The organism is Yoonia sediminilitoris, from assembly GCF_003058085.1.
GTDB lineage: Bacteria > Pseudomonadota > Alphaproteobacteria > Rhodobacterales > Rhodobacteraceae > Yoonia > Yoonia sediminilitoris.
This window is the reverse complement of the sequence record NZ_QBUD01000001.1, coordinates 769,566-791,483: the sequence shown is the minus strand read 5'-3', so window position 1 is coordinate 791,483 and position 21,918 is coordinate 769,566. Positions and strand designations below refer to the sequence as shown.

Below are 21,918 nucleotides of genomic sequence, written 5' to 3'. Positions count from 1 at the left end.
GTTTTCCACATGATCTATCCACTCGCCGGTCTGTTGTTTGGTGCAGTCCTGGGGGCTGTCCGTGCAAAGATGCGTGGCGGCAAACTGTTTGACCTTTTGCAATGGGCGGCGGCCTTTGCAATCATCTTTGGGCTGGTCGGCCTGTTCATCCTGATCTTTATCGAACGTAGCTACGTCTAGATGTTTCTGCCCTTCTTCGACAATCTGCGCAAAGCCGGGGTGCCTGTATCACTGCGTGAATTTCTGTCGTTTCTGGAGGGCATGAAAGCGGGGCTTGCGACCTACGATATCGAAGCATTCTATTTTCTTGGCCGCACGATCATGGTCAAGGATGAAAGACATCTGGACAAGTTCGACCGCGCCTTTGCAGCGACCTTTCAGGGCCTGGATGAAATCCCGGCAGAGGCGGTCTTGAACGCCGTTGATATCCCCGCCGACTGGCTGGAAAAGCTGGCCGAAAAACATCTCAGCGACGCCGAAAAGGCCGAAATCGAAGCCATGGGCGGCTTTGACAAACTAATGGAAACGCTGAAGAAACGGCTTGAGGAACAAAAGGGACGCCATCAGGGCGGCAACAAATGGGTCGGCACAGCCGGCACATCCCCCTTTGGCGCCTACGGTTATAACCCCGAAGGCGTGCGCATCGGCCAGACGGAAAGCCGCCATCAACGCGCAGTCAAAGTCTGGGACAAGCGCGAATTCAAGAACCTTGATGACACAGTTGAATTGGGCACGCGCAACATCAAGGTTGCCCTGAAAAGACTACGCCGCTGGGCCCGCGACGGTGCCGCGGACGAACTTGATCTTAACGGAACGATCCGTGCAACGGCAGAACACGGCTATCTGGATGTGCAGACCCGACCGGAAAGGCGGAATGCGGTCAAGGTGCTTTTGTTCCTTGATATCGGCGGCTCAATGGACCCGCATATCAAAGTGGTCGAAGAACTGTTCAGCGCCGCCAAATCCGAATTCAAGCATTTTGAGCATTTCTACTTTCACAACTGCCTTTACGAAGGCGTCTGGCGCGACAACCGCCGCCGCTGGGACGCGCAGACCCCGACATGGGAGATCCTGCGCACCTATGGTCCGGACTACAAATGCATCTTTGTCGGCGATGCCAGCATGTCCCCCTACGAGATTGCCTACAAAGGTGGCGCAAACGAACATTGGAACGAGGAATCCGGCGAAACATGGCTGTCCCGCGCCCGCGATCAATGGCCCGGCCATTTATGGATCAATCCGCTTGAGGAACGCTACTGGCCATATACCCAATCGATCCAAATGATCCGGCAAATCTTTGGCCCTGACCGGATGGTGCCAATGACACTGTCAGGGATTGAGGCAGGCATGAAAGCCTTAGGCAGATGAGCCGACTTGCGCGGCCTGCCAAACGCCCCATATCAAAGATATGATCAAACTGGCCCCCATCTTGTTGGCCGTATTATACGGCCTTGTCATGTATCGATTTTCCATGTGGCGCACGGCCAAGGAATTGGATGCGCAATCGACGGAACTTGCTGACCCGATTCTGAAGGTGCTGACCGAGCGTATGGCAGCTGCGTTGGATATCGCTCGGATCAAGGTGCATATTTACGAGATCGAGCCGGTCAACGGTCTGGCGGCCCCGGACGGTCGCATCTTCATCACGCGCGGTTTTTTCAACAAATACCGCAATGGCGAAGTCACGTCAGAGGAACTGGCCAGCGTCATCGCCCACGAACTTGGGCATGTGGCTCTGGGCCATTCCCGGCGGCGCATGATCGATTTTTCCGGCCAGAACGCGATGCGGACGGCTTTGGCCATGATCCTGAACAGGTTTCTGCCCGGTGTGGGCATCTGGGTAGCCAATATTTTGATGCGTCTCGTGGCTGCAGGTCTGTCGCGCAAGGACGAGTTTGAGGCAGACGCCTATGCATCCGCACTACTTGTGAAGGCGGGCATTGGCACCGGCCCGCAAAAATCACTTTTTGCGAAACTTGAAACACTGACCGGCGCCAACGGGGCCGCGACACCAGCATGGATGCTGAGCCATCCAAAAACGGCACAACGTATCGCTGCAATAGAAGCAAATGAAGCGAAATGGGTGGTGGAGTGACAAATTTTTCTAGAAAAATTTGACGCCCAAAATCTTCGAGAAGATTTTTATGCCAGCGCCTTGCCAAAACGCGGCAGCCGCGCCTTTTTCATCAGCGCACGCATTTCCCAAGGCCGGTCAGAGAGTTGGTTTGCTTTGGCCAAAACAGCATCGGCCACACCGCGCACCTGTTCGGGGCATTCCTCCAGAAGCCCACGCAGGAAAGCATCCGGATCAGCCCGAAACACGCCCTCCTCAGCCAGTAGACTTCCCGGAAAATCTTTTGCATTCACCGTCAGGATCGCATCGCAAGACCCCGCGATAGCGGATGCCAGCACATGCACGTCATCGGCATCCGGCAGCCACAACCGGGCCTCCAGCCCCGGATGCACGGGCACGATCGCATTAGGAAAAGCGACGCCCAGCATCGCAATTTCACCGCGCGCCAAAACCTCATGTTCGGGTCCCGATCTCGCTGCTGCACGGGCCCATTCCTCCAAAATGCGGGCTGACCATCTGGGCTCGATCACTCCCTGCTGTGCGCAGCCGACAATGACTTCGCGCATGACCGTAGGATAAAGCACACAGGCATCTACCAGAACTCTCATAGACGGTAGAAAATCGCTTTGAGATAACCGGTTTCTGCCAAATGCGGCAGTTGTGGATGATCGGGGCCAGCGTAGCCGGTGTGAATGATCTGGCCCCGGCGCCCGGCCCGTCCGATGCCACGGGATGACGCATTGCGAAATTTCGACAGGTCAGCTGCATGCGAACAAGAGCACAAAGCCAGATAGCCGCCATCGGCGACCAAGGGCGCCGCCAGACGCGCCACCCGTTCATAGGCGCGCAGCCCCGCGTCGAGTGACTGGCGTGACGGGGCGAATGCTGGCGGGTCGCAGACCACCAGATCAAACTGCGCGCCCGCGTCTGCAAGCGCGGTCAAACTATCGAATGCATCCCCCTTACGTACAGAAAACCGGTCTGTCACGCCCATTTGCGCCGCCCCCGCCTGCGCCAGTTCAAGCGCAGGTGCAGACCCATCAACAGCCAACACAGAGGCCGCCCCATTGGCCAGACAGGCAAGCCCAAACCCGCCCACATGCGAAAACACATCAAGGACGCGCGCATTTTTCGCAAGACTTGCGGCAAAGGCGTGGTTGGGCCGCTGGTCAAAGAACAGACCGGTCTTTTGCCCGCCCATGACATCTGCCATATAGATGGCCCCGTTCATGGGAACGGCCAGCGGCGCATCAGGGCGCACGCCGACGGATACATCCATCCGCTCTTGCAGACCTTCAAGCGTGCGCGCGCGCCCGTTACCGTTCACGACCACGGTCGCAACACCCGTGACAGCAACCAGGGCGGCCTCCAACATTCCTATCAGAACATCTGCCCATGCGGCGTTGGGTTGCACAACGGCCACGTCGCCAAACCGGTCAATGACGACCCCGGGCAGCCCATCGGATTCGGCGTGGATCAAACGATAGAACGGATCCGGATAAAGCCGGTCGCGATGCGCAAGCGCGCGCGCAATCCGCGCCTCAAACCATGTTTGATCGATCTGTGCATCCGGATCCTGATCCAGCATCCGGCAGATGATCTTGGACGCCGGATTGACCGCCACAACCCCCATTGCCGTGCGATTTGCATCCTCCAGAGTGGCGATTGTGCCGGGAGCCAAACCACGGGTGCGCCTGTCCATGACCAATTCGTTGGCATAGACCCAAGGAAAGCCATGCCTGATGGCGCGCGCCTCTGCTTTGGGAATCAATCGGACTGTGGGGCGGCTTGCGGGCGTGTCTTTTTGTGTCATGGCGTTCTCCTACGCGCTTTCATCCGCAGGGGAAAGCCATCTGACTACAACAATTCAGCCTGCAGAACCGAAGATAGAAACTCTGTCACGCGCACCTTTTCGGTTTGGCCCGAGCGTTCCAGCCTGATGGCGTCACTGCCGCCGGGGGCGTCGAGGTTGGCCGCGATCACGCGGGCCGGTTCAATTATCGCACCTGACCCTGCATCCCGGACGGTCATCGAGAAAATGATGTTGTAAATTCCCCCTACCGAATAGCGGGTGCGTTCCGTCACACCGTGAAACCGGATCAACTGAATGTCGATAATAATCGGTTGCGGTCCATCCAGAACCGTTCTGTTACGCGCGACGGCCGTTTCGAACATCGCCTCGATCTGCGCGATCCGCGGCCCCGGCGGGTCGCCCCGCCAGACGACATCGGCGATGGGATACAGCGCCGCCTCCTCGGACACGACAAGGTCGGGGACAGCTGAAAAGGTCAGCCCACGCAGGGCGTAATTGCGTACGATATCCGGCCGTGGCTCGCCCCCGAGTTGACTTGTACATGCGCCCAATGTCACAAGTATCATGAGCAAACAGATCAGTTTTCCCAGTTTCATCACGTTCCCTGCTTTTCAATGACATTTACGTTTCGTCGATATAAATGCGCTTTCGTTGACGTTTCAACTGCGTTTCCTAGGCCCGCAATGTGACGGGATTGTGGAAACCAACTGCATTCCAGGTCGATGGCGCCGACCGCACTGCAACGCGCGTGACCCGGCGCTGGTCATGCGCCGATGCAGCACATCAATGTTACTTGTTAGCGCTAACACGATATGTTAGGCGAAGCCCGACATCCACAAGAGGTTCGCAATGGCACTTCACCCCACCATCACTGCGGTCACGGACAGAATCAGAGCACGATCCGAAGGACCGCGCCGTAAATATCTGGATACGATGGCGAAAGCTGCCGCAGAGGGTCCCCGACGGGCGCATTTGACCTGCGGAAATCAGGCGCATGCTTATGCCGCGATGGGCACAGACAAATCTGCGCTCACAGAGGCGCGCACACCCAATATCGGAATCATCACAGCCTATAACGACATGCTGTCGGCCCATCAGCCGTTTGAACATTTCCCCGACCAAATTCGCGCAGCAGCACGGGCCGCCGGCGGCACAGCGCAGGTTGCGGGTGGCGTGCCCGCCATGTGTGATGGCGTGACACAGGGCCAGACGGGGATGGAACTGTCGTTGTTTTCGCGCGACGTCATCGCGCTGGCTGCCGGTGTTGGTCTGTCACACAATGTCTTTGATGCGGCCCTCTATCTGGGAGTTTGTGACAAGATTGTTCCCGGGCTTGTGATGGCTGCCGCGACCTTTGGCTATATCCCCAGCCTGTTTGTGCCTGCGGGGCCCATGGTCTCTGGCCTGCCAAATGATGAAAAAGCCAAGGTGCGCCAGCAGTTTGCCACCGGTGAAGTCGGTCGCGACAAACTGATGGAGGCGGAAATGGCCTCTTACCACGGGCCAGGCACCTGCACTTTCTACGGCACGGCCAATACCAACCAGATGCTGATGGAATTCATGGGGCTGCACCTGCCGGGTGCGTCTTTTGTCAATCCGGGCACGCCTTTGCGCGACGCACTGACAACCGCCGCAACCGAGCGTGCGCTGCAAATCACTGCTTTGGGCAATGAATATACGCCTGTGAGTGACATTCTGGATGAAAAAGCATTCGTGAACGGATTGGTCGGATTGATGGCCACCGGCGGGTCAACCAATCTGGTCATCCACCTGCCCGCCATGGCGCGCGCCGCCGGTGTGATCCTTGATCTGCAAGATTTCAGCGATCTGTCCGAGATCACGCCGCTGATGGCCAAGGTCTATCCCAACGGGCTTGCAGACGTGAACCACTTCCACGCCGCAGGCGGACTTGGTTTCATGATTGGCGATCTGCTGAACGCGGGCTTGCTGCATGATGACACCAAGACAGCCGCAGGCAGCGGGTTGGAGCGTTACACACAAGACCCCAAGTTGGTTGATGGTCGCGTCACCTACGCACCCGGCGAGGGCAAATCGCTGAATGAAAAAATTCTGCGTCCCGCCAGCAACCCGTTTCATGCCCATGGCGGCCTGACACAACTTTCCGGCAACCTTGGGCGGGGCGTCATCAAGACCTCTGCGGTCGCGGAAGAACGCCACATCATCGAGGCCCCTGCCCGCATTTTCCACACGCAGGAAGCGGTGAAGGACGCATTCAAGGCTGGCGATTTCACTGCCGATACTGTGATCGTGGTCCGTTTTCAGGGACCAAAGTCAAACGGCATGCCCGAACTGCACAGCCTGACACCGACATTGGCCGTGCTGCAGGATCGCGGGCTGAAAGTGGCCTTGGTCACAGATGGGCGCATGTCTGGCGCCTCCGGCAAGGTGCCGTCGGCCATTCACGTCTGCCCCGAAGCCGCCGACAATGGCCCGATCGGGCTGTTGCAGGACGGCGATATCGTACGGCTTGACGCCACAAAGGGCACGCTGGATGTTCTGGGCGTCGATCTGGGCACACGGACACCCGCACAGGCTGACCTGACGGGCAATGGGACCGGTGTTGGCCGCGAATTGTTCGAAGCCTTCCGCCAGAACGTTGGCCTTGCCGCAGACGGGGCCGGTGTGGTCATCTAGGCTGCACGCATCACTCATTATTGCGCCCTGCGCCGCGCATCAAACACAAGAGACACATCATGACCCCACAAGACGCCTCAATCGCCGCTGCAAAAGTCTGCAACCTTGCGCCCGTCGTTCCGGTTCTGGTGATTGACGACGCTGCGAATGCTGCGGCTCTGGCCGAAGCACTGGTTACAGGCGGATTGCCCGCGCTGGAAGTGACATTACGGACTCCTGCCGCGTTAGATGCGATCCGCGAGATGGCAGCCGTGCCGGGTGGTACCGTAGGTGCAGGCACCTTGCTGACCCCCAAAGACGTTGAAAACGCCAAGAAAGCGGGCGCGACCTTTGGTGTCTCACCGGGGGCCACAGACCTGTTGCTGGATGCATGCGAAGCCAACGACCTGCCGTTGCTACCGGGTGTTGCCACCGCAACCGAAGCGATGCGCCTGTTAGAGCGCGGCTATGACGTGCTCAAGTTCTTTCCCGCCGAAGCCAACGGCGGCGCGCCGGCCCTCAAGGCCATTGGTGCGCCGATTCCGCAGGTAAAATTCTGCCCCACCGGCGGCGTGAGCCTGAAAAATGCCAATGATTACCTGTCTTTGGGAAACGTTCTTTGCGTTGGCGGCTCGTGGGTGGCCCCTAAGGACAAAGTGCTGGCCGGTGACTGGGCAGGCATCACAGCGCTTGCCCGCGAAGCCGCGGCCTTGTCGCGCTAGCTTTCGGTTCCCAAGCGCCCCGCGCGGCCGCCGCGCCGCCGTGGGGGGGGCGCATCATGCAGTGCGGCAAGCAACGTTTGTGTCATCGGATGGTCGTTGGGCTGCTCGGCATAGTCCAGCAACAGTGCCCGCACTTGCGCCTGCGTATCCTTTTCCACCGGCACTCCCAACGCCCAATCCAGAAAGATAGACCTGCATTCGGCGGCTGTAATCCCGTCAATGAGATAGGCTTCGCGGATCAGACCTTTGGGGTCTCTGGGATCTTTGGTCATCACGGCTCTTTCAGTTTCGCTGATATGACAGCATCGGCGGCGGCAGCGGCGGATTCCATCGCATCAAGTAAATCGCTCATCGTGTCAAACCCGGTTTCGCGCAGCAAGAACCTGCGCCCCCCTTCGCCCAATGTGTCGGGGTCAATCGCCCCGTCTGTCAATAGACGGGTCGCGGCCTGAATGTTCCACATCAATTGCGACGCATCACCGACCGCGCGCGCCTGTTGGTCGCCAAGCCACCCTGCCGCCACCCCCGCCGCCAACTGGGCGGGCGCTTCACGCGCCGAACTGCCTGTGCAAAGCGCGGCGGTTTGCGCAAAAAGTTCCGTATCCTGCAAACGGCCAGCACCAATCTTTGCATCCCACGCACCCGCAGGCGCCTTTGCCCCGGCGATCCGGTCGCGCATGTCAGCCACATCGCTCAGAACTTTGGTCGCTTTTCCCTTTTCAGCCAGAAGCGCCACGCGGAAGGATTCGATCCTGGCCCCGATCTCAAGGTTGCCAGCGACGGGACGCGCCCGTGTCAGTGCCAGATGTTCCCATGTCCAGGCTTCGTCCCTTTGATAGTTGCAAAAGGAATCAAACGACGTGGCCACGGGACCCTGCCTGCCCGATGGACGCAGGCGCATGTCCACTTCGTACAAACGCCCTTCGGCCATTGACGCGCTGAGTGCCGTCACAAGCGCCTGGGTCAGCCGGGCATAATAGGCGCGTGTGGCCAGCGGACGCCGCCCGTCCGACGCATCAACTCCGTCCGCATCATAGATCACGATCAGATCAAGATCGGACGCCGCATTCAGACGTGCCGCGCCCAGCGATCCCATCCCCAGAACCACGGCACCCTGCCCCGGCGGTAAACCGTGTTTATGCGCAAATTCCGCCACGATTTCGGGCCAGAGGGCGGTCAGCACCGCATCAGCCAACGCCGCATACTGCTGCCCGCTTTCGTCCGCCGTGATCAGCCCGCGCAGATGATGCACGCCGATCCGGAAATGCCACTCTTTGGCCCAGCGGCGGGCGGCGATCAGCTTTGCTTCATAGTCGTCTGCGGCCCGCAACACGGCTTGCAGGGCGGCCACCAGTTCGGGCAAATCCGGCCACGGATCAAAGAAGCTGCCGCCAATCACCGCATCCAGCACCGCTGCGTTGCGTGACAGATATTGCGACAAGGCGGGTGCCGTAGCGGCGATATCAACAATCAACTGGGTCAGTTGCGGGTTTGCTTCAAACAGCGAAAACAGTTGAACCCCCGCGGGCAACCCCGCCAGAAACCCGTCGAATTGCGCCAAGGCTTCGTCCGGTTTGGCAGCCTCTTGCAAGCTTGCCATGATCTGCGGGCGCAAGCGCGCAAAAATCTCGGTCGCGCGCGAGGTCCGCAATGCGGGATAACTTGGCCAGCGGTCCGTGACGTCCTTTCCCCAGTCGCCAGTCACCGGCGCAGGGGCCGCATCGGGGGCAAAGAACCCTTCGGTCAACCCATGTACCTGCTCCAGTCGGCGGGTCAGTTCGCTACGCAACCCCGCCACATCGCGCCCCATAAAGGCCGCCAGCCGGTCAAAACCATCTGTGTCATTGGGCAGGGTATGGGTCTGCGCATCCCCGATCATTTGCAGCCGATGTTCCACCTCACGGTGAAAACGGTAGTCACCATAAAGCGTATCGGCCACCTCGTGTGGGACCCAGTTGGCATCTGCAAGCCGCGACAACCCCTCACGTGTCTGGCGAACGCGCAAAGACACGTCGCGCCCGCCTGCAATCAACTGCCGGGTCTGGGTAAAGAACTCGATCTCGCGAATGCCACCCCGGCCCAGCTTCATATTGTGGCCCTCCAGCACCAACGCGCCATGCAGGCCCTTATGGTCGCGGATTTTCAGGCGCATGTCGTGGGCATCCTGAATAGCGGCAAAATCCAGATGTTTCCGCCAGACAAAAGGCCGAAGGGTTTCCAGAAACCGAGCGCCCGCAGGTATATCGCCCGCGCAGGCACGCGCCTTGATATAGGCAGCACGTTCCCACGTGCGCCCGACGCTTTCGTAATACCGCTCGGCGGCTTCCATCGACAGGCAGACGGGCGTGACGGACGCATCGGGGCGCAGGCGCAGGTCAGTCCGGAAAACGTACCCACCGGCGGCGAGATCAGACAGGGTAGCGGTCATCTTGCGGGTCACGCGGATAAAGGCGGACCGCACGTCGTGATAGTCATCAGGGTCAAAGCGGGTTTCATCAAACAAGCAGATGAGGTCGATGTCTGAAGAATAATTCAGCTCGCCCGCACCCATCTTTCCCATCGCCAGAGCAGTCATGCCCCCCGCCAACGCCGGGTCATCACCGCCGGGAAGCTTGCCGCGCGCCACCTCTGCGGCCACAAGTTCGGTCAGGCAGGCCTGCACCGACGCATCGGCGAAATCGGTCAGCACTTGCGTGACCTGTTCTAGCGGCCAGACGCCGGCAAGATCGGCCAGCGCCACAAGCAGGGCGATCCGCCGCTTGCCCTGCCGCAGTCCTGCGGGCAATTCGGACAGCGCAAGCGATGGCACCTTAGCCATGATCTCAGCGATTGCCGCTTCGGGATCATCCATCGCCTGTGGCAGCCAATCGGCCTCTGCTGCGATCAGCCCGGCCAGATAGGGACTGCACCCGGCAGTCCCTGCAATCAGGGGCTGCAGGCTGCGCTCTATTTCCGGCAAATGCGCAACCGCATCCGCCCCACGGTCGGGCTCGTATGGATCAGGGCAGCGGGTCTGGCGGGCGGCAATTGACATACCGCTACATTGCGTCGCGCCACCGTGCGGGTCAATCGCATCCGGCCCGCAAGCGCCGACAAATCAGAAGGACAAGCTGAGCGATAGCCTGATCCGGCAACCCACAGGCTTTGCCAGTCGTGGCCACGCCACTGCGGGACATCTGCACCCGATCCGCCCATTTCTTGACCCCGGATTGCCGGATTTTGATGAAACCCATGAAGCAGCGGGCGCAACAAGGCACATTTTTCCACTTGCCACTACCCTTCTAAAAGAGATTTTTTGCATACAAGTTACTGATTTTATTATTATAAAAATGTAAATGTAAAAAACATTTACATTTACCCTTGCGCCGCTGCGTCAAAACACCAATATCTCCTAATGTGAAAGGCATTCACATAAACGCAAATCAGATAAGGAGCCTACGATGAACACCGCCACCCCTTCCCCAATCGCCTATGACCGGCAGCCTGGCATCTTTGCCAAAGCTGAGATGTGGCTTGATGAGCGTGGCAAAGGCGCTTGGATTGCCGCCATGGTTCTTGGTTTCATCTTCGTGTGGCCCGTCGGCCTCGCCCTTCTTCTCTATATGATCTGGAGCAAACGTATGTTCAGCAAATCCTGCACAAAAATGACCCGCAGCGCCGCAAGGCACATGAACAAATCCTCGGGCAACAGCGCGTTTGACGCCTATAAGGCCGAAACGCTGCGCCGTCTGGAGGAAGAACAGGACAAATTCGAAGACTTTCTTGAGCGTCTGCGTGAAGCAAAGGACAAAGCCGAGTTCGACCAATTCATGAATGACCGGGCCAAAAGCACGCCAAACGGCGACCACGACGAAGAACCAAACCGCCCGGCTTAATCCGGGGCCAATGTCCGACAGGGCTCCTCTTTTGCCGGAGGGGCCCGTTTGCAGCCACACCAAAGCCCCCGAAGGGAGGTTCCAGATGCTAAATTCACCCGTTCTTCCTGATCCGCAGACACTTCCGCAATTCTATCAGGGTGTTCTGTTCAAACGCGCGTTTGCATGGCTTCTGGATATGGTCCTGATTGGCGTGCTCTGCGTGCTGATCCTGCCGTTTACGGCATTCACCGGGGTCTTTTTCTTTCCATTCATGATGCTGGTGGTCGGTTTCATTTATCGCTGGTTCACCATTGCAGGCGGGTCGGCCACATGGGGAATGCAACTGACAGGCATCGAGTTGCGCGATCATCGCGGGCGCAGGCTTGATTCCGCTGCGGCCTTGGCACACACACTCGGATATACGATCAGCGTGGCCGTATCCCCGCTTCAATTGATTTCCATCGTGATGATGATGGTCACCGCCCGTGGTCAAGGGTTGACCGATATGCTGCTTGGTACGGTCATGATCAACAGACACGGTTAAGGCCAGAAGGGGCTGTTAAGCTTCTATTAAGCGAGGGGCTTGGCGCAGCGATATTCGATTGTTAAGGTCGTCGCGACCCAACCGGAATGTCTAATGCGCCACACACTACCCATCGCACCGCAGTTCTATGTGACCGCCCCCCAACCCTGCCCCTATCTGGAGGGCAGGATGGAGCGCAAGCTGTTCACAGCGCTGCAAGGAGAGATGGCAGACAAGTTGAATGATTCACTCTCCAAACAAGGGTTCCGCCGCTCGCAGAATGTGCTCTATCGGCCGTCCTGCGCTGAATGTTCTGCCTGCATGTCAGCCCGGATCGACGTTTCGCTGTTCACGCCAAGCCGCAGCCAGCGCCGGGTGAATAAACGTGCGGACCACCTCAAGCGGCGCGCCACGTCGCCTTGGGCCACCGAAGACCAATACGCTCTGTTTCGCAAATATCTTGACGGACGCCACGCCACAGGCGGGATGGCCGATATGGATATGTTCGAATTCGCCGCCATGGTCGAAGAAACGCCCATTCGGTCGCGGCTGATCGAATATGAAGAAGACAATTCCCTCAGAGCCGTTTGCCTGACCGATATCCTCGATGATGGGCTGTCGATGGTCTATTCCTTCTTTGATCCCGACCTCGAAAAACTGTCGCTTGGGACCTATATCATACTCGATCACATCAAGATCGCCCAAGACCTCGGCCTTCCCTATGTCTATCTGGGTTATTGGGTGCCGGGCAGTCCCAAGATGGGATACAAGGCAAAGTTCAAAGGGCTGGAAGTCTACACCGGCGGCGCGTGGAAACAGCTATCGGACCCCAGCGAGCATGACGCCGATGTGCATCCCCTGTCCACCGATCCGATTGCCGAACAGGTGGCACGCATTCACCTGCCCGACGGACGGAACTGAAGTTGGCGCCAAAAAAACCCGCTTGCGGGATTATTACGTGCCAGTCCTCAAGGGGACGACATATGCTGCAAGACATACACTGCGTCACGCAGTAACATCATATCTGGCCAGTCATATCGGCCGCCCTCATTTGCATCTTTGGCTTTGACCCGAGGTATCAGCGAATGGCGAAACGCACATGCATATCATCGGTGCAGGGCGTTTCCCGAAAAGCTGTGGCTCAGGTTTTTCGCGAAGCGCGATAGGGTCGCAGGGATTACTGGCCTATTGCGTCACGCGCTTTTCAAACACCAGAAACGTCATGAGCCCAACAGGCGGAAATGACTGCTGTTCCACCGCTTCAAGGTTTTCTTCACCCATGACGGCATCTATCGGAAAATCCGAGTGCCAACCAAGGAGATTGGCAAAAGGCGCGGTCAAACGCTCGACCATCGCCAAAAACCCCTTGTCGCGCGAGAAATGGTTGGTGATGACAATCTGGCCGCCAGGTCTGCAGACGCGCGCCATTTCGGCGACGACTTTTTCAGGTTCCGGCACAACGGATACAATGTGCATCGCAACAACAGTATCGAAACTGTCATCAGCAAAATCGAGCAGGCGCGCATCCATCTGTCGCAAGGATTTCACATGCGTCAGATCCTCCTCCACCACCTTGGCCTGTGCTTTGGCAAGCATCTCTTCGCTGAAATCAATTCCGGTTACGGCCAGATGCGGGTCATATTCGCGCAAGGCCAACCCAGTGCCGACACCGACTTCCAGTACCGTTCCCTGCCGCCGGTTGACATGGGCGACGGTCTTGCGACGCCCGGCATTTGTAATTTTGCCAAAGGTCTTGTCGTAAATGGGCGCCCAACGGGCATAAGTCGCACTGACTGCGCCAATCTCCATTTGTCGTTCCTACCTCTTTTTGTCTCGCCACGCCCAAAGGACAGCTGCAATATAGAGCAGATTAAGCACCACAAGCGTCGCCCAGATGTAAGTGAGCAGCGCTGCAATCAGGACGATTGCCCCCAGAAGGAAGTATTGCACGTTTGATCGCGACACGGTCAACAACTTGAAAGAATAGGTGGGCAACCGGCTGATCATTGCCAACCCCACCAGAACGATCCAAATTGCATCAACGCCCGCAGGTAGAATTGGGGAGTCTGAAAACAGGAATGATCCGTACATCGGCATCATCGCCAACAGGGCACCAGCGGGTGCGGGCACACCAACAAAATACCGCGGGTCGCCTTTTCCCTGGTCTGAACGGCTTTGCACGTTGAAACGCGCCAGCCGAATGACCGCACAGACGGCAAAGACAAGCACCGCAATCCAGCCAGCCCCGCCCAATTCGTGCAGCACAAACAGATACAGCAAAAGCGGCGCCGCAACACCGAAATTCAGGAAGTCCGCCAGCGAATCCAGTTCGGCACCGGTTTTGCTTTCACTGCGCAAAAGCCGTGCCAGACGGCCGTCGACCCCGTCCAGAAACCCGGCCAGCAGGATCAACATCACCGCCCGTTCGTAATCGCCCTGAAATCCGAACCGGATCGACGTCAGGCCGGCGCAGATCGCTGCCAGCGTAACCATGTTGGGCAACAGCGCAATGACCGGCAAATCGCGGCGGGCAGGTCCTTCGCTGGCCATCGTTAGGCCGTCCTGCCGTTGCGTGCAGGCTCTGATCCGGTCAAATCGGCCAACACTGTTTCGCCTGCAATTGTCCCTTGTCCCACGGCGACCATCGGGTTCACGCCATCTGGCAGGTATACATCCACGCGGGACCCGAAACGGATCAACCCAAAGCGTTCACCGGTTTGCAATTGCGCCCCTTTTTCAATGAAGCACACGATCCTGCGGGCCACGAGTCCGGCAATTTGGACAACCGCAATCTGACGACCATCGGCCATTTGCAGACACAGCGAGTTGCGTTCATTATGTTCGCTCGCCTTGTCCAGCGACGCATTGAAAAACTTGCCGGGCCGATAGGCAACCGCGACGACCTCGCCTGCGATCGGTGCCCGGTTCACATGGCAATTGAACACATTCATAAAGACGCTGACCCGCGTGAGCGGGGCATCGGACATCCCCAACTCGGGTGGGGGAACAGCTTGTTCGATCAGTGAAACGACACCGTCAGCGGGGCTGATGATCAGCCCATCGCGTGTCGGTGTGGTCCGCTTGGGATCGCGAAAGAAATAGTAGCACCAGACCGTCAGGCCCACGCCGACCCATCCCAACGGTTGCCAAATCACAAACAGCACAAGCGTCACGGCTGCAAAAATGGCGACAAACTTTTGCCCTTCGGGGTGCATCGGTTTGATAAAGGTGCCCAGCATCGTCATTGATTAACCCCATGTCATAAAGCGCGTCACACAGGCCGTCGCCAGTGCAAAACGCTGGAGGACTCCTGACAGACCACAAACGCCAGCGCAAGATGCACCCGCAAACACAGCGCCCTGAATGCGAATTGACGGCGCTAGTTCAACAGGTTGGGAACAATCGTGACAACGGAAGGGAACAGTGCAAGCAACAAAAGCCCCCCCACCTGAATGGCGATAAACGGCATCACACCCCGATAGATTTGCCCGGTTGTGATCGACCGCGGCGCAACCCCGCGCAAGTAGAACAACGCGAAGCCGAACGGCGGGGTCAGGAAGGATGTTTGCAGATTCACCGCGATCATGATCGTCACCCACTTGGGGTCAAAGGTGCCGCCATAAATGACAGGTCCGACAATCGGGATGACGATGTAGATGATCTCGAGAAAATCAAGCACAAAGCCAAGCACGAACAACACCAGCATGACCAACAGGAACACCTGCCACTCATTATCGAAAGACCGCAGGAATTGCTGGATGTAATGTTCGCCCCCGAACGAGATCAGCACAAGGTTCAACAACTGCGACCCGATCAGAATTGTGAACACCATCGAGGTGACTTTGGCCGTTTCGCGGACCACAGGCGCAAGCACCCCCCCGCTGAGCAGCACCGCACAGGACCAAAGCAGACCATACATGGCAAACAGGAAGCACCCGAACGCCACCAGATAGGCGATCCGGTTTTCAAGCAGCACAACCTGTTTCCCCATTCGCAGGTCAAAATTCACACCAATCAACAGCATGACCACGATAGCTGCCGCTGTCCAAAGAACCATACGCCCGGACCGGCCCTGTTCTTTCAGCTTGCGATAGGCCGCCAGCAAGATCGCACCCCCAGCGCCGAGGGCCGCAGCGGGTGTTGGGTTGGTGATCCCGCCAAGGATCGAGCCCAGTACGGCGACAATCAGCACCAACGGCGGAAAGACAACCCGCAGGATTTCATTGCGCGCCAAATGGCCTGCGGCTTCGCGCAGCCCGATAAAGGCGATCAGCACCGGAATCGCGATCAGCAGGGTTGTCGTTCCGGCAGTCGTCAGCGGCGATATCAACAGGGCGTCAACCAACAGCATCAACACCAACCCACCAGCACCAATAAGCAGTGGCAGTGGATTAGCCGAAGGAGCAACACCACGCGCAACCGCCAGCATCAGGCCGAACAACAGCGCCCCCAGCGCAATACCTGTACCAATCAACGGCGCTTCGGCGACACGCTGCAACACCCGTGCCGCGCGTTCTTCATCGGTCAGCGCGCGGGCTTCTCTAACGCCACCGGCATCGTCAATCGCGGCCTGCTCTGCCAGTGCAGTGTTCCATGCTTCTTCCCCGTGCAGATCCTGAATGGCGACGGCGCATTCTTCTGACACATTGGTGCGCAATGATGCAGTTAGGCCCGCGTCGGTAAAGCTGTCCACAACTACGGACTGATTACCGACAACGCCCACCTGACCCAGCCCGATCATCAATGCGATCAGACCAGCCGGCACCGTAAGGAACCATGTCAGCGCCTCATTGCGGGTCACAATCTCTCCGCCGGTGGTTTGCTCAAATTGCACGGGCGGCGCCTTGCTGGGGTTCAACAGCGCAAAGCCGAACGCATAGCTTGCATAAAGGCCCGCCAGCAGAATGCCGGGTAGCAAGGCCGCCTGAAACAGGGTCCCGACTGAAACAACAGCAGGCTCACCCAGGTAAGTCAGCGCGTCCGAACAGCCAACCAACTGCGCCCGCTCTTCCTGTGCAGCCGAATATAGGTCGCCCGCCAAAGTACCCAACAGAACAATCACAATGGACGGCGGGATGATCTGCCCCAATGTGCCAGAGGCCGCAATGACCCCTGTCGACAGTTCAGGCGAATAGCCGTTCTTGAGCATTGTGGGCAGCGCAAGAAGGCCCATTGTCACGACAGTCGCACCGACAATCCCGGTAGAGGCCGCAAGAAACGCACCCACGATGACGATAGAAACAGCCAGACCGCCAGGCAGCGGGCCAAACACCTTGGCCATCGTGGTCAGCAGTTCATCGGCGATGCGCGACCGTTCAAGCACGATCCCCATCATCACGAACATCACAACGGCCAGCAGCGTCTCGATCGATTGGCCTGCCAGCACCCGTTCGTTCATGCGGTTGACGACAAAGCTGATGTTGCGGTCCAGCGCCACTTCCCAGCCATTGGGGAACAGCACATCCTCGTATCGGGGCAAGTCGGGGTATCGAAACACAGATATCGCATCTGGCTTGACGCCTTCGGCAATCAGGGCCGCATATTCCGCCGAGTTGGTATCAACAGCGGCATGGATCAGCAAACCTGTGCCGTCCAGACCCGCAATGATCGCAAATGAAATCACCGCCGAGCCGCTGATCGCAAAGGCCACCGGGAACCCTGACAGGATGCCAGCAAAAAGGGTCAGAAAGACGATAAGAATACCGACTTCAATGCCATCAAGTCCGAAAAGCATGTCTCTACCGCCTGTCTTTTAATGAATTTTTGCGACCATTTCGGCGGTCGGGTCGCCGATTGGGTCTTTGTCAAGGAATTTGCCTTCGCTGTCTTCGCCCTCTTTCCACTCAAGGTACGAGCGATAGAAGAACGCGACCGCCTGCAACAGCACCAGTAAGGTAAACATCACCAGCAGGACCTTGAACAGGAAGTAGGCGTTGAAACCGTTGGGCGAAAAGCCGATTGTCTCGACGTTCCAGCGCAGCGCGCGTGCTTTGCCGATCAAACGTTCAAGCGAGTCAGACGCAGACGGGTTTGGCACAACAAGGTTCCGCCACAGGAAGAACCAGCCATAGAGCCAGATCAGTATCGTCGCAGGCACCATAAACAAGAGCGAGCCAATCATGTCGATCATCCGCTTGGTACGGAATCTGACTGCGGAATAGACCAGATCAACGCGCACATGGCCGCCTTGCACAAATGTGTAGGTCACGCAAAGGCAGACGATCAAGGCGTTGTAAAACTTCAGTTCTTCGGACCACCAGCTGACGTCTTTGGTGAATGAAATGCCGAAACCAAGGCTGATTTCCGCCACAGCAAAGACCCGCTGCATAAAGATGATGACGATCTGTTGCAGGACCATCAGCAAACCTGCCCATGCGAAAATCCTGCCGACGCCGTTGGCGAACCCTTCAAGGACGCGGACGCATCCCCACATGAAACGGTTGTAGATAAACCCGAAAATCGTAACGATCAGGAAAATCAGAAAGACCACAAAGAAAAGCTCGACCGATGCACCATAATAAATAAAGCGCATCAGGGATTCTTTGATCTCGGGGGTGGGCATTTGCCCATTGATATAAGGGAGCCACGCAAGCCACTCGCTTGGGTGCAGCAGCGCGTAGAACAGGTTGTAGACGGCTTCGATCAGGTTGGCGAAAAACCACCCGAATGCATTGCCACCCCATGATTCGACTAGACCCATCTGGACTGTCCCCCCGAAAAATTCATCTTGCAGATACGCCCCTTCGTATCTGACTGCGAAGGCCCCTTTATACGCTTAAAAGGGCCCCCGGTGTTCTTTTGGATCAGGGCTTAGCTCATGACACGGTCACGCTGGGCGCGGTATGCGCCTTCGGACTTCTGGATCCAGCCGGAAGATGCGGCCATCGAGGCGTTGTAGGACGCACGCAGACGGTCATAGATATCTTCACCATTGTACTGGTCCAAGGTCTCTTTTGCAGCCGCACCCATCGCATCCCAGACAGAATCAGGGAATTCCAGAACCTTAACGCCGCCAGCCTGCAAACGCTGCAAGGCAGAACCGTTGTTGTTCATGAACTGTGAAAGAGACCACTGGTGGGCTTCGCCACATGCCATTTCTACGATCTTCTGATGCGCGGGGCTCAGGCTTTCAAAGACATCAAGGTTTGTGCCAACTGACAGGCCCGCGCCCGGCTCGTGCATACCGGCGGTGTAGTAGAACTTGGTGATTTCCTGGAAACCGGCTTTCTCATCCGCCCAAGGGCCGATCCACTCGGTACCGTCAATCGCGCCGGAGGCCAGCGCCTGATACACTTCCGCACCGGGCAGGTTCTGGACAGACGCGCCCATCTTACCAAGCGCTTCGCCGCCTAGGCCGGGCATCCGGAACTTCAGACCCTGAAAGTCCTCCGGGCCTGCGATTTCCTTTGCAAACCAGCCACCGGCCTGTGGACCTGTGTTACCGCCAAGGAATGATTTCAGACCAAAAATCTGGCCCAGCTCGTCGTGGAACGCATGACCTTCACCCTGGTAGTACCAGTTGCTGATTTCCTGTGGTGTCATGCCGAATGGTACAGACGTAAAGAACGCATAACCCGGGTGCTGGTTGATGAAATAGTAATCCGCGCCGTGGTACATATCGGCCTGACCGGATGTTACCGCGTCAAAAACTTCAAATGCGCCAACAAGTTCACCAGCGGCTTTCAAGTCAACTGTCAACGACCCGTCAGACATGGCTGTGATGCTGTCGGCCACGCGCTGTGCCGCGTCGTGCACCCCTGCCAGACCACGGCCCCATGTTGTGACCATAGTCAGCGTGCGATTGCCTTGCGCATAGGCTGGCGCGGCAAGTGCCGTTGCGGCGGCGGCTGAGCCACCCAATGCTGAGTTTCTTAGAAACGAGCGACGATCCATTTAGTTTCCTCCCGGTGTTAACTTTGTTCCGCTCCTCCCAGAGCGTGAACGGATCATAATGGTGGGCGCACCCTAGCGTGCAGTTTCAGATGGTAAAATACGTACTAGTGCGTAGAAACCGCGTTTTGCCGACATTTTATGTCCGCTATTTCCAGCTTGGGCTGTGGTCACGGCCGGCATCAGTGCCCCTGATGCACACAATCATATTTGATTCGCTCCTGATTCCCGCGTAACGCTTTCGTCATGACGACATTGCTCGCACGCTTGCGCCAGGCGCGTCCCATTTCTTACGGTCAAAAGGTGTTCCTGCTGGCCACCCTGCCCTTGATCGCGGCTGTTTTTCTGATTTTTCTCGTCGTCACCAGCCAGTCACGCCAGTTGGCAGAACGCGAAATCCAGACGCTTGAGGCGCAACTGATCCAGACCAAGCGTGACGAATTGAAAAACTACCTGTCGATCGCCCGGACCGCCTTTGTGAATACCTACGGGCGTGCCGCCCCCGACGATGAGGTCGCAAAGCTTGCCGTCACCCGCGAACTGTCAGCCATGTTGTACGGGCAGGACGGCTATTTCTTTGTGTTCGACTACGACGGAAACAACCTCGTCGCCCCGCGCCAGACCTATCTGATCGACAAGAACTGGCGCGGGCTCAAGGACATCGACGGGATACCCATCACCGATGAACTGATCCGGATTGCCCGCTCTGGCGGCGGTTATCACAGCTTCAGCTGGCCCAAACCCTCGACCGGGGAAACCGCACAGATGATCGTTTATGTGAACGGTTTGCAGGATTGGCGATGGGTGATCGGGACAGGTATCTTTATCGATGATGTGCTGAACAATGTGGCGACCTCCCGCGCGGTGGTCGAGGCCCGGATCAGACGCACATCCTTCTATATCGTTGCCATCGCGATTGCCGCATTGATGGCCGTTTTCACAACGGGCATGTTTCTGAACCTGCGCGAGCGGCGTCTGGCCGATGCAAAGCTCAAGGAATTGTCGCAGCGGATCATCGACACACAAGAAGAAGAACGCGGCCGGGTCGCGCGCGAGTTGCATGACGGCATCAGCCAGATGCTGGTCGGGGTGCGTTATGCGCTGGAACTGGCCCGGCGGCGCATTGCCACGCCCGACAAAAGTTTGGACAAGGGGATCACGGAATTGGGGTCGGCCATTCAAGAAGTCAGGCGCATCAGCCGCGATTTGCGCCCCGGTGTGCTGGACGATCTGGGGCTGGGTCCCGCGATCAAGTCACTGTCCGACGATTTCATGGCGCGCACCAACGTCAGCACGGAATTCGAAACCGTTGTTTTCCGCAATCGGCTTGATCAGGACGCGCGCATCGCGCTGTACCGGATCGCGCAGGAAGCCCTGACCAATATCGAACGGCACGCGCAGGCAAGTCACGTCGATATCAGCCTCAAAGGCCACCGCACCGGCGCCATGCTCAGGGTCAGTGACAACGGAAAAGGTATGGTCTGGCCACAGCCTCCCGGCCTGCAAGGGCTGGGCCTGCGCAATATGCAGGAACGGATCGAACAGTTAGGAGGCAACCTGCGGATTCTGTCGTCTCACAGCGGCACCGTGATCGAGGCGCAAGTCCCTCTGACCCATATGCTCAGTCCCCAGCAAACGAAAGAAAGCGCATGACAATTCGCATCCTGATCGTCGACGACCACCCGATGGTGACAGAAGGCATTCAAGCCATCCTTGAAACCTACGATGACATCAATGTCGTCGGGACCCTGAGCAACGGGCAGGATGCCGTCGATCAAGTCGTGGACCTGTCGCCCGACGTGATCTTGCTCGATCTGAATATGCCGGGTCTGTCGGGCCTTGCCACCACCGAAATGATCCTTGAAGTGCGGCCCGAAACGCGCATCCTGATCCTGTCGATGCATGACAGCCCCGAGTATATCTCGACTGCGCTCAGCCATGGGGCCAAGGGATATATCCTCAAGGACGTCCCGACCGAGGAAATCCGCACAGCGATTGACCGGGTGATGGACGGCAAGGAATATCTTTGCACCGGGGCCAAGGGGTCGTTGCAGCCCAAAATCTCGGACGGGCGCGAAGCATTGACCAGCCGTGAACAGACGATCCTGCTGGAACTGGCGCAAGGCAAATCCAACAAACAGGTCGCCGCGCACCTGAATATTTCCGTTCGCACAGTCGAAACGCACCGCAACAACATCAAGCGCAAGCTGGGGATCAGTTCGACCGCAGGGCTGACCCGCTACGCAATGGAACATGGCGTACTGCAAGGGACCGGAATTTAGGGTCAGAACCCATTCATCCTGCAGTCGCGCCCCACCCCACCGCAATACATCACGGCAATGGTACTGGTGGTTAGTAGCCAGAGCCAGTATCGGTGGGCCCACAGTGACACAGGAGCCCGACAA

Annotated in this window: 21 protein-coding genes; 10 read left to right on the top strand and 11 right to left on the bottom strand. The window is 57.8% G+C overall.

The features are described 5' to 3' along the window. Window positions 1–9: 9 nt before the first annotated feature. From C8N45_RS23125 to C8N45_RS03880, 3 genes are read left to right on the top strand one after another with little or no spacing between them, the layout of a single operon-like run. Complete coding sequence (locus C8N45_RS23125) at window positions 10–180, top strand: hypothetical protein (RefSeq protein ID WP_168769390.1); 171 nt, start codon at window positions 10–12, stop codon at window positions 178–180. Further along, window positions 181–1,368 carry a vWA domain-containing protein gene (locus C8N45_RS03885; RefSeq protein ID WP_108384855.1) on the top strand — a complete coding sequence of 396 codons (1,188 nt, stop codon included), beginning with the start codon at window positions 181–183 and terminating at the stop codon, window positions 1,366–1,368. A 40-nt stretch (window positions 1,369–1,408) separates the two neighbouring features. Next, the gene (locus C8N45_RS03880) at window positions 1,409–2,095 is read left to right on the top strand and encodes a M48 family metallopeptidase (protein ID WP_108384854.1); all 687 of its coding nucleotides are present in this window, start codon (window positions 1,409–1,411) and stop codon (window positions 2,093–2,095) included. 47 nt (window positions 2,096–2,142) lie between these two features. Here C8N45_RS03880 and C8N45_RS03875 read toward each other — a convergent pair whose 3' ends face one another. Genes C8N45_RS03875 through C8N45_RS03865 form a run of 3 tightly spaced genes read right to left on the bottom strand, consistent with a single transcriptional unit; the run spans window position 2,143 to window position 4,483 of the window. After that, entirely contained in the window at window positions 2,143–2,682 is a 540-nt protein-coding gene (locus tag C8N45_RS03875) for an RSP_2648 family PIN domain-containing protein (RefSeq protein ID WP_108384853.1), read from the bottom strand. Then, on the bottom strand, window positions 2,679–3,887 hold the full coding sequence (locus tag C8N45_RS03870; RefSeq protein WP_108384852.1) for an RSP_2647 family RNA methyltransferase: 1,209 nt from the start codon (window positions 3,885–3,887) through the stop codon (window positions 2,679–2,681). Before C8N45_RS03870 ends, C8N45_RS03875 begins: the two co-directional genes overlap by 4 nt. A gap of 44 nt (window positions 3,888–3,931) precedes the next feature. Beyond that, window positions 3,932–4,483 carry a DUF6778 family protein gene (locus tag C8N45_RS03865; protein WP_245882531.1) on the bottom strand — a complete coding sequence of 184 codons (552 nt, stop codon included), beginning with the start codon at window positions 4,481–4,483 and terminating at the stop codon, window positions 3,932–3,934. A 253-nt stretch (window positions 4,484–4,736) separates the two neighbouring features. Between C8N45_RS03865 and edd the strand changes: the two genes are divergently transcribed. After that, on the top strand, window positions 4,737–6,542 hold the full coding sequence (edd, locus tag C8N45_RS03860) for a phosphogluconate dehydratase (RefSeq protein ID WP_108384851.1): 1,806 nt from the start codon (window positions 4,737–4,739) through the stop codon (window positions 6,540–6,542). Between the two features lie 59 nt (window positions 6,543–6,601). Continuing rightward, window positions 6,602–7,243 carry a bifunctional 4-hydroxy-2-oxoglutarate aldolase/2-dehydro-3-deoxy-phosphogluconate aldolase gene (eda, locus tag C8N45_RS03855; protein ID WP_108384850.1) on the top strand — a complete coding sequence of 214 codons (642 nt, stop codon included), beginning with the start codon at window positions 6,602–6,604 and terminating at the stop codon, window positions 7,241–7,243. On the opposite strand, the gene C8N45_RS03850 is transcribed toward eda, so the two are convergent. Together C8N45_RS03850 and C8N45_RS03845 are read right to left on the bottom strand one after the other, a co-directional pair. After that, on the bottom strand, window positions 7,240–7,515 hold the full coding sequence (locus C8N45_RS03850) for a hypothetical protein (RefSeq protein ID WP_108384849.1): 276 nt from the start codon (window positions 7,513–7,515) through the stop codon (window positions 7,240–7,242). The two genes, eda and C8N45_RS03850, sit on opposite strands and share 4 nt — an antisense overlap. Then, on the bottom strand, window positions 7,515–10,277 hold the full coding sequence (locus C8N45_RS03845; protein ID WP_108384848.1) for a [protein-PII] uridylyltransferase family protein: 2,763 nt from the start codon (window positions 10,275–10,277) through the stop codon (window positions 7,515–7,517). The genes C8N45_RS03850 and C8N45_RS03845 overlap by 1 nt, the downstream gene beginning before the upstream one ends. A 406-nt stretch (window positions 10,278–10,683) precedes the next feature. On the opposite strand from C8N45_RS03845, the gene C8N45_RS03840 reads away from it, so the two are divergent. The 3 genes from C8N45_RS03840 to C8N45_RS03830 all read left to right on the top strand — a co-directional run bounded on the left by C8N45_RS03840 (window position 10,684) and on the right by C8N45_RS03830 (window position 12,544). Then, a complete protein-coding gene (locus C8N45_RS03840; protein ID WP_108384847.1) occupies window positions 10,684–11,118 on the top strand; it encodes a DUF2852 domain-containing protein in 435 nt (144 codons plus the stop codon). A gap of 85 nt (window positions 11,119–11,203) precedes the next feature. After that, a complete protein-coding gene (locus C8N45_RS03835) occupies window positions 11,204–11,644 on the top strand; it encodes an RDD family protein (RefSeq protein ID WP_108384846.1) in 441 nt (146 codons plus the stop codon). A gap of 93 nt (window positions 11,645–11,737) precedes the next feature. Beyond that, window positions 11,738–12,544: an arginyltransferase gene (locus C8N45_RS03830; RefSeq protein WP_108384845.1), complete on the top strand. Its 807-nt coding sequence runs from the start codon at window positions 11,738–11,740 to the stop codon at window positions 12,542–12,544. 264 nt (window positions 12,545–12,808) lie between these two features. Here C8N45_RS03830 and C8N45_RS03825 read toward each other — a convergent pair whose 3' ends face one another. The 6 genes from C8N45_RS03825 to C8N45_RS03800 form a co-directional block, all read right to left on the bottom strand. Beyond that, entirely contained in the window at window positions 12,809–13,432 is a 624-nt protein-coding gene (locus C8N45_RS03825) for a class I SAM-dependent methyltransferase (RefSeq protein WP_108384844.1), read from the bottom strand. A gap of 9 nt (window positions 13,433–13,441) precedes the next feature. Continuing rightward, window positions 13,442–14,173, bottom strand: a complete 732-nt coding sequence (locus C8N45_RS03820; protein WP_108384843.1) for a CDP-alcohol phosphatidyltransferase family protein — start codon at window positions 14,171–14,173, stop codon at window positions 13,442–13,444. 2 nt (window positions 14,174–14,175) lie between these two features. Continuing rightward, a complete protein-coding gene (locus C8N45_RS03815) occupies window positions 14,176–14,868 on the bottom strand; it encodes a phosphatidylserine decarboxylase (RefSeq protein ID WP_108384842.1) in 693 nt (230 codons plus the stop codon). A 134-nt stretch (window positions 14,869–15,002) separates the two neighbouring features. Next, window positions 15,003–17,357, bottom strand: a complete 2,355-nt coding sequence (locus C8N45_RS03810; protein WP_108384841.1) for a TRAP transporter large permease — start codon at window positions 17,355–17,357, stop codon at window positions 15,003–15,005. An 18-nt stretch (window positions 17,358–17,375) separates the two neighbouring features. Next, the gene (locus tag C8N45_RS03805) at window positions 17,376–18,323 is read right to left on the bottom strand and encodes a TRAP transporter small permease subunit (protein WP_108384840.1); all 948 of its coding nucleotides are present in this window, start codon (window positions 18,321–18,323) and stop codon (window positions 17,376–17,378) included. 110 nt (window positions 18,324–18,433) lie between these two features. Next, entirely contained in the window at window positions 18,434–19,516 is a 1,083-nt protein-coding gene (locus C8N45_RS03800; protein WP_108384839.1) for a TRAP transporter substrate-binding protein, read from the bottom strand. A gap of 243 nt (window positions 19,517–19,759) precedes the next feature. On the opposite strand from C8N45_RS03800, the gene C8N45_RS03795 reads away from it, so the two are divergent. After that, a complete protein-coding gene (locus tag C8N45_RS03795; protein WP_108384838.1) occupies window positions 19,760–21,166 on the top strand; it encodes a cache domain-containing protein in 1,407 nt (468 codons plus the stop codon). After that, window positions 21,163–21,795: a response regulator transcription factor gene (locus C8N45_RS03790; protein ID WP_108384837.1), complete on the top strand. Its 633-nt coding sequence runs from the start codon at window positions 21,163–21,165 to the stop codon at window positions 21,793–21,795. Before C8N45_RS03795 ends, C8N45_RS03790 begins: the two co-directional genes overlap by 4 nt. Window positions 21,796–21,918 lie beyond the last annotated feature (123 nt).

Bases quoted from the DNA above. Each gene is read 5' to 3' on its own strand.
- C8N45_RS23125 (WP_168769390.1), top strand. From the start codon at position 10: ATGATCTATCCACTCGCCGGTCTGTTGTTTGGTGCAGTCCTGGGGGCT.
- C8N45_RS03885 (WP_108384855.1), top strand. From the start codon at position 181: ATGTTTCTGCCCTTCTTCGACAATCTGCGCAAAGCCGGGGTGCCTGTA.
- C8N45_RS03880 (WP_108384854.1), top strand. From the start codon at position 1,409: ATGATCAAACTGGCCCCCATCTTGTTGGCCGTATTATACGGCCTTGTC.
- C8N45_RS03875 (WP_108384853.1), bottom strand. From the start codon at position 2,682: ATGAGAGTTCTGGTAGATGCCTGTGTGCTTTATCCTACGGTCATGCGC.
- C8N45_RS03870 (WP_108384852.1), bottom strand. From the start codon at position 3,887: ATGACACAAAAAGACACGCCCGCAAGCCGCCCCACAGTCCGATTGATT.
- C8N45_RS03865 (WP_245882531.1), bottom strand. From the start codon at position 4,483: ATGAAACTGGGAAAACTGATCTGTTTGCTCATGATACTTGTGACATTG.
- edd (WP_108384851.1), top strand. From the start codon at position 4,737: ATGGCACTTCACCCCACCATCACTGCGGTCACGGACAGAATCAGAGCA.
- eda (WP_108384850.1), top strand. From the start codon at position 6,602: ATGACCCCACAAGACGCCTCAATCGCCGCTGCAAAAGTCTGCAACCTT.
- C8N45_RS03850 (WP_108384849.1), bottom strand. From the start codon at position 7,515: ATGACCAAAGATCCCAGAGACCCCAAAGGTCTGATCCGCGAAGCCTAT.
- C8N45_RS03845 (WP_108384848.1), bottom strand. From the start codon at position 10,277: ATGTCAATTGCCGCCCGCCAGACCCGCTGCCCTGATCCATACGAGCCC.
- C8N45_RS03840 (WP_108384847.1), top strand. From the start codon at position 10,684: ATGAACACCGCCACCCCTTCCCCAATCGCCTATGACCGGCAGCCTGGC.
- C8N45_RS03835 (WP_108384846.1), top strand. From the start codon at position 11,204: ATGCTAAATTCACCCGTTCTTCCTGATCCGCAGACACTTCCGCAATTC.
- C8N45_RS03830 (WP_108384845.1), top strand. From the start codon at position 11,738: ATGCGCCACACACTACCCATCGCACCGCAGTTCTATGTGACCGCCCCC.
- C8N45_RS03825 (WP_108384844.1), bottom strand. From the start codon at position 13,432: ATGGAGATTGGCGCAGTCAGTGCGACTTATGCCCGTTGGGCGCCCATT.
- C8N45_RS03820 (WP_108384843.1), bottom strand. From the start codon at position 14,173: ATGGCCAGCGAAGGACCTGCCCGCCGCGATTTGCCGGTCATTGCGCTG.
- C8N45_RS03815 (WP_108384842.1), bottom strand. From the start codon at position 14,868: ATGACGATGCTGGGCACCTTTATCAAACCGATGCACCCCGAAGGGCAA.
- C8N45_RS03810 (WP_108384841.1), bottom strand. From the start codon at position 17,357: ATGCTTTTCGGACTTGATGGCATTGAAGTCGGTATTCTTATCGTCTTT.
- C8N45_RS03805 (WP_108384840.1), bottom strand. From the start codon at position 18,323: ATGGGTCTAGTCGAATCATGGGGTGGCAATGCATTCGGGTGGTTTTTC.
- C8N45_RS03800 (WP_108384839.1), bottom strand. From the start codon at position 19,516: ATGGATCGTCGCTCGTTTCTAAGAAACTCAGCATTGGGTGGCTCAGCC.
- C8N45_RS03795 (WP_108384838.1), top strand. From the start codon at position 19,760: ATGACGACATTGCTCGCACGCTTGCGCCAGGCGCGTCCCATTTCTTAC.
- C8N45_RS03790 (WP_108384837.1), top strand. From the start codon at position 21,163: ATGACAATTCGCATCCTGATCGTCGACGACCACCCGATGGTGACAGAA.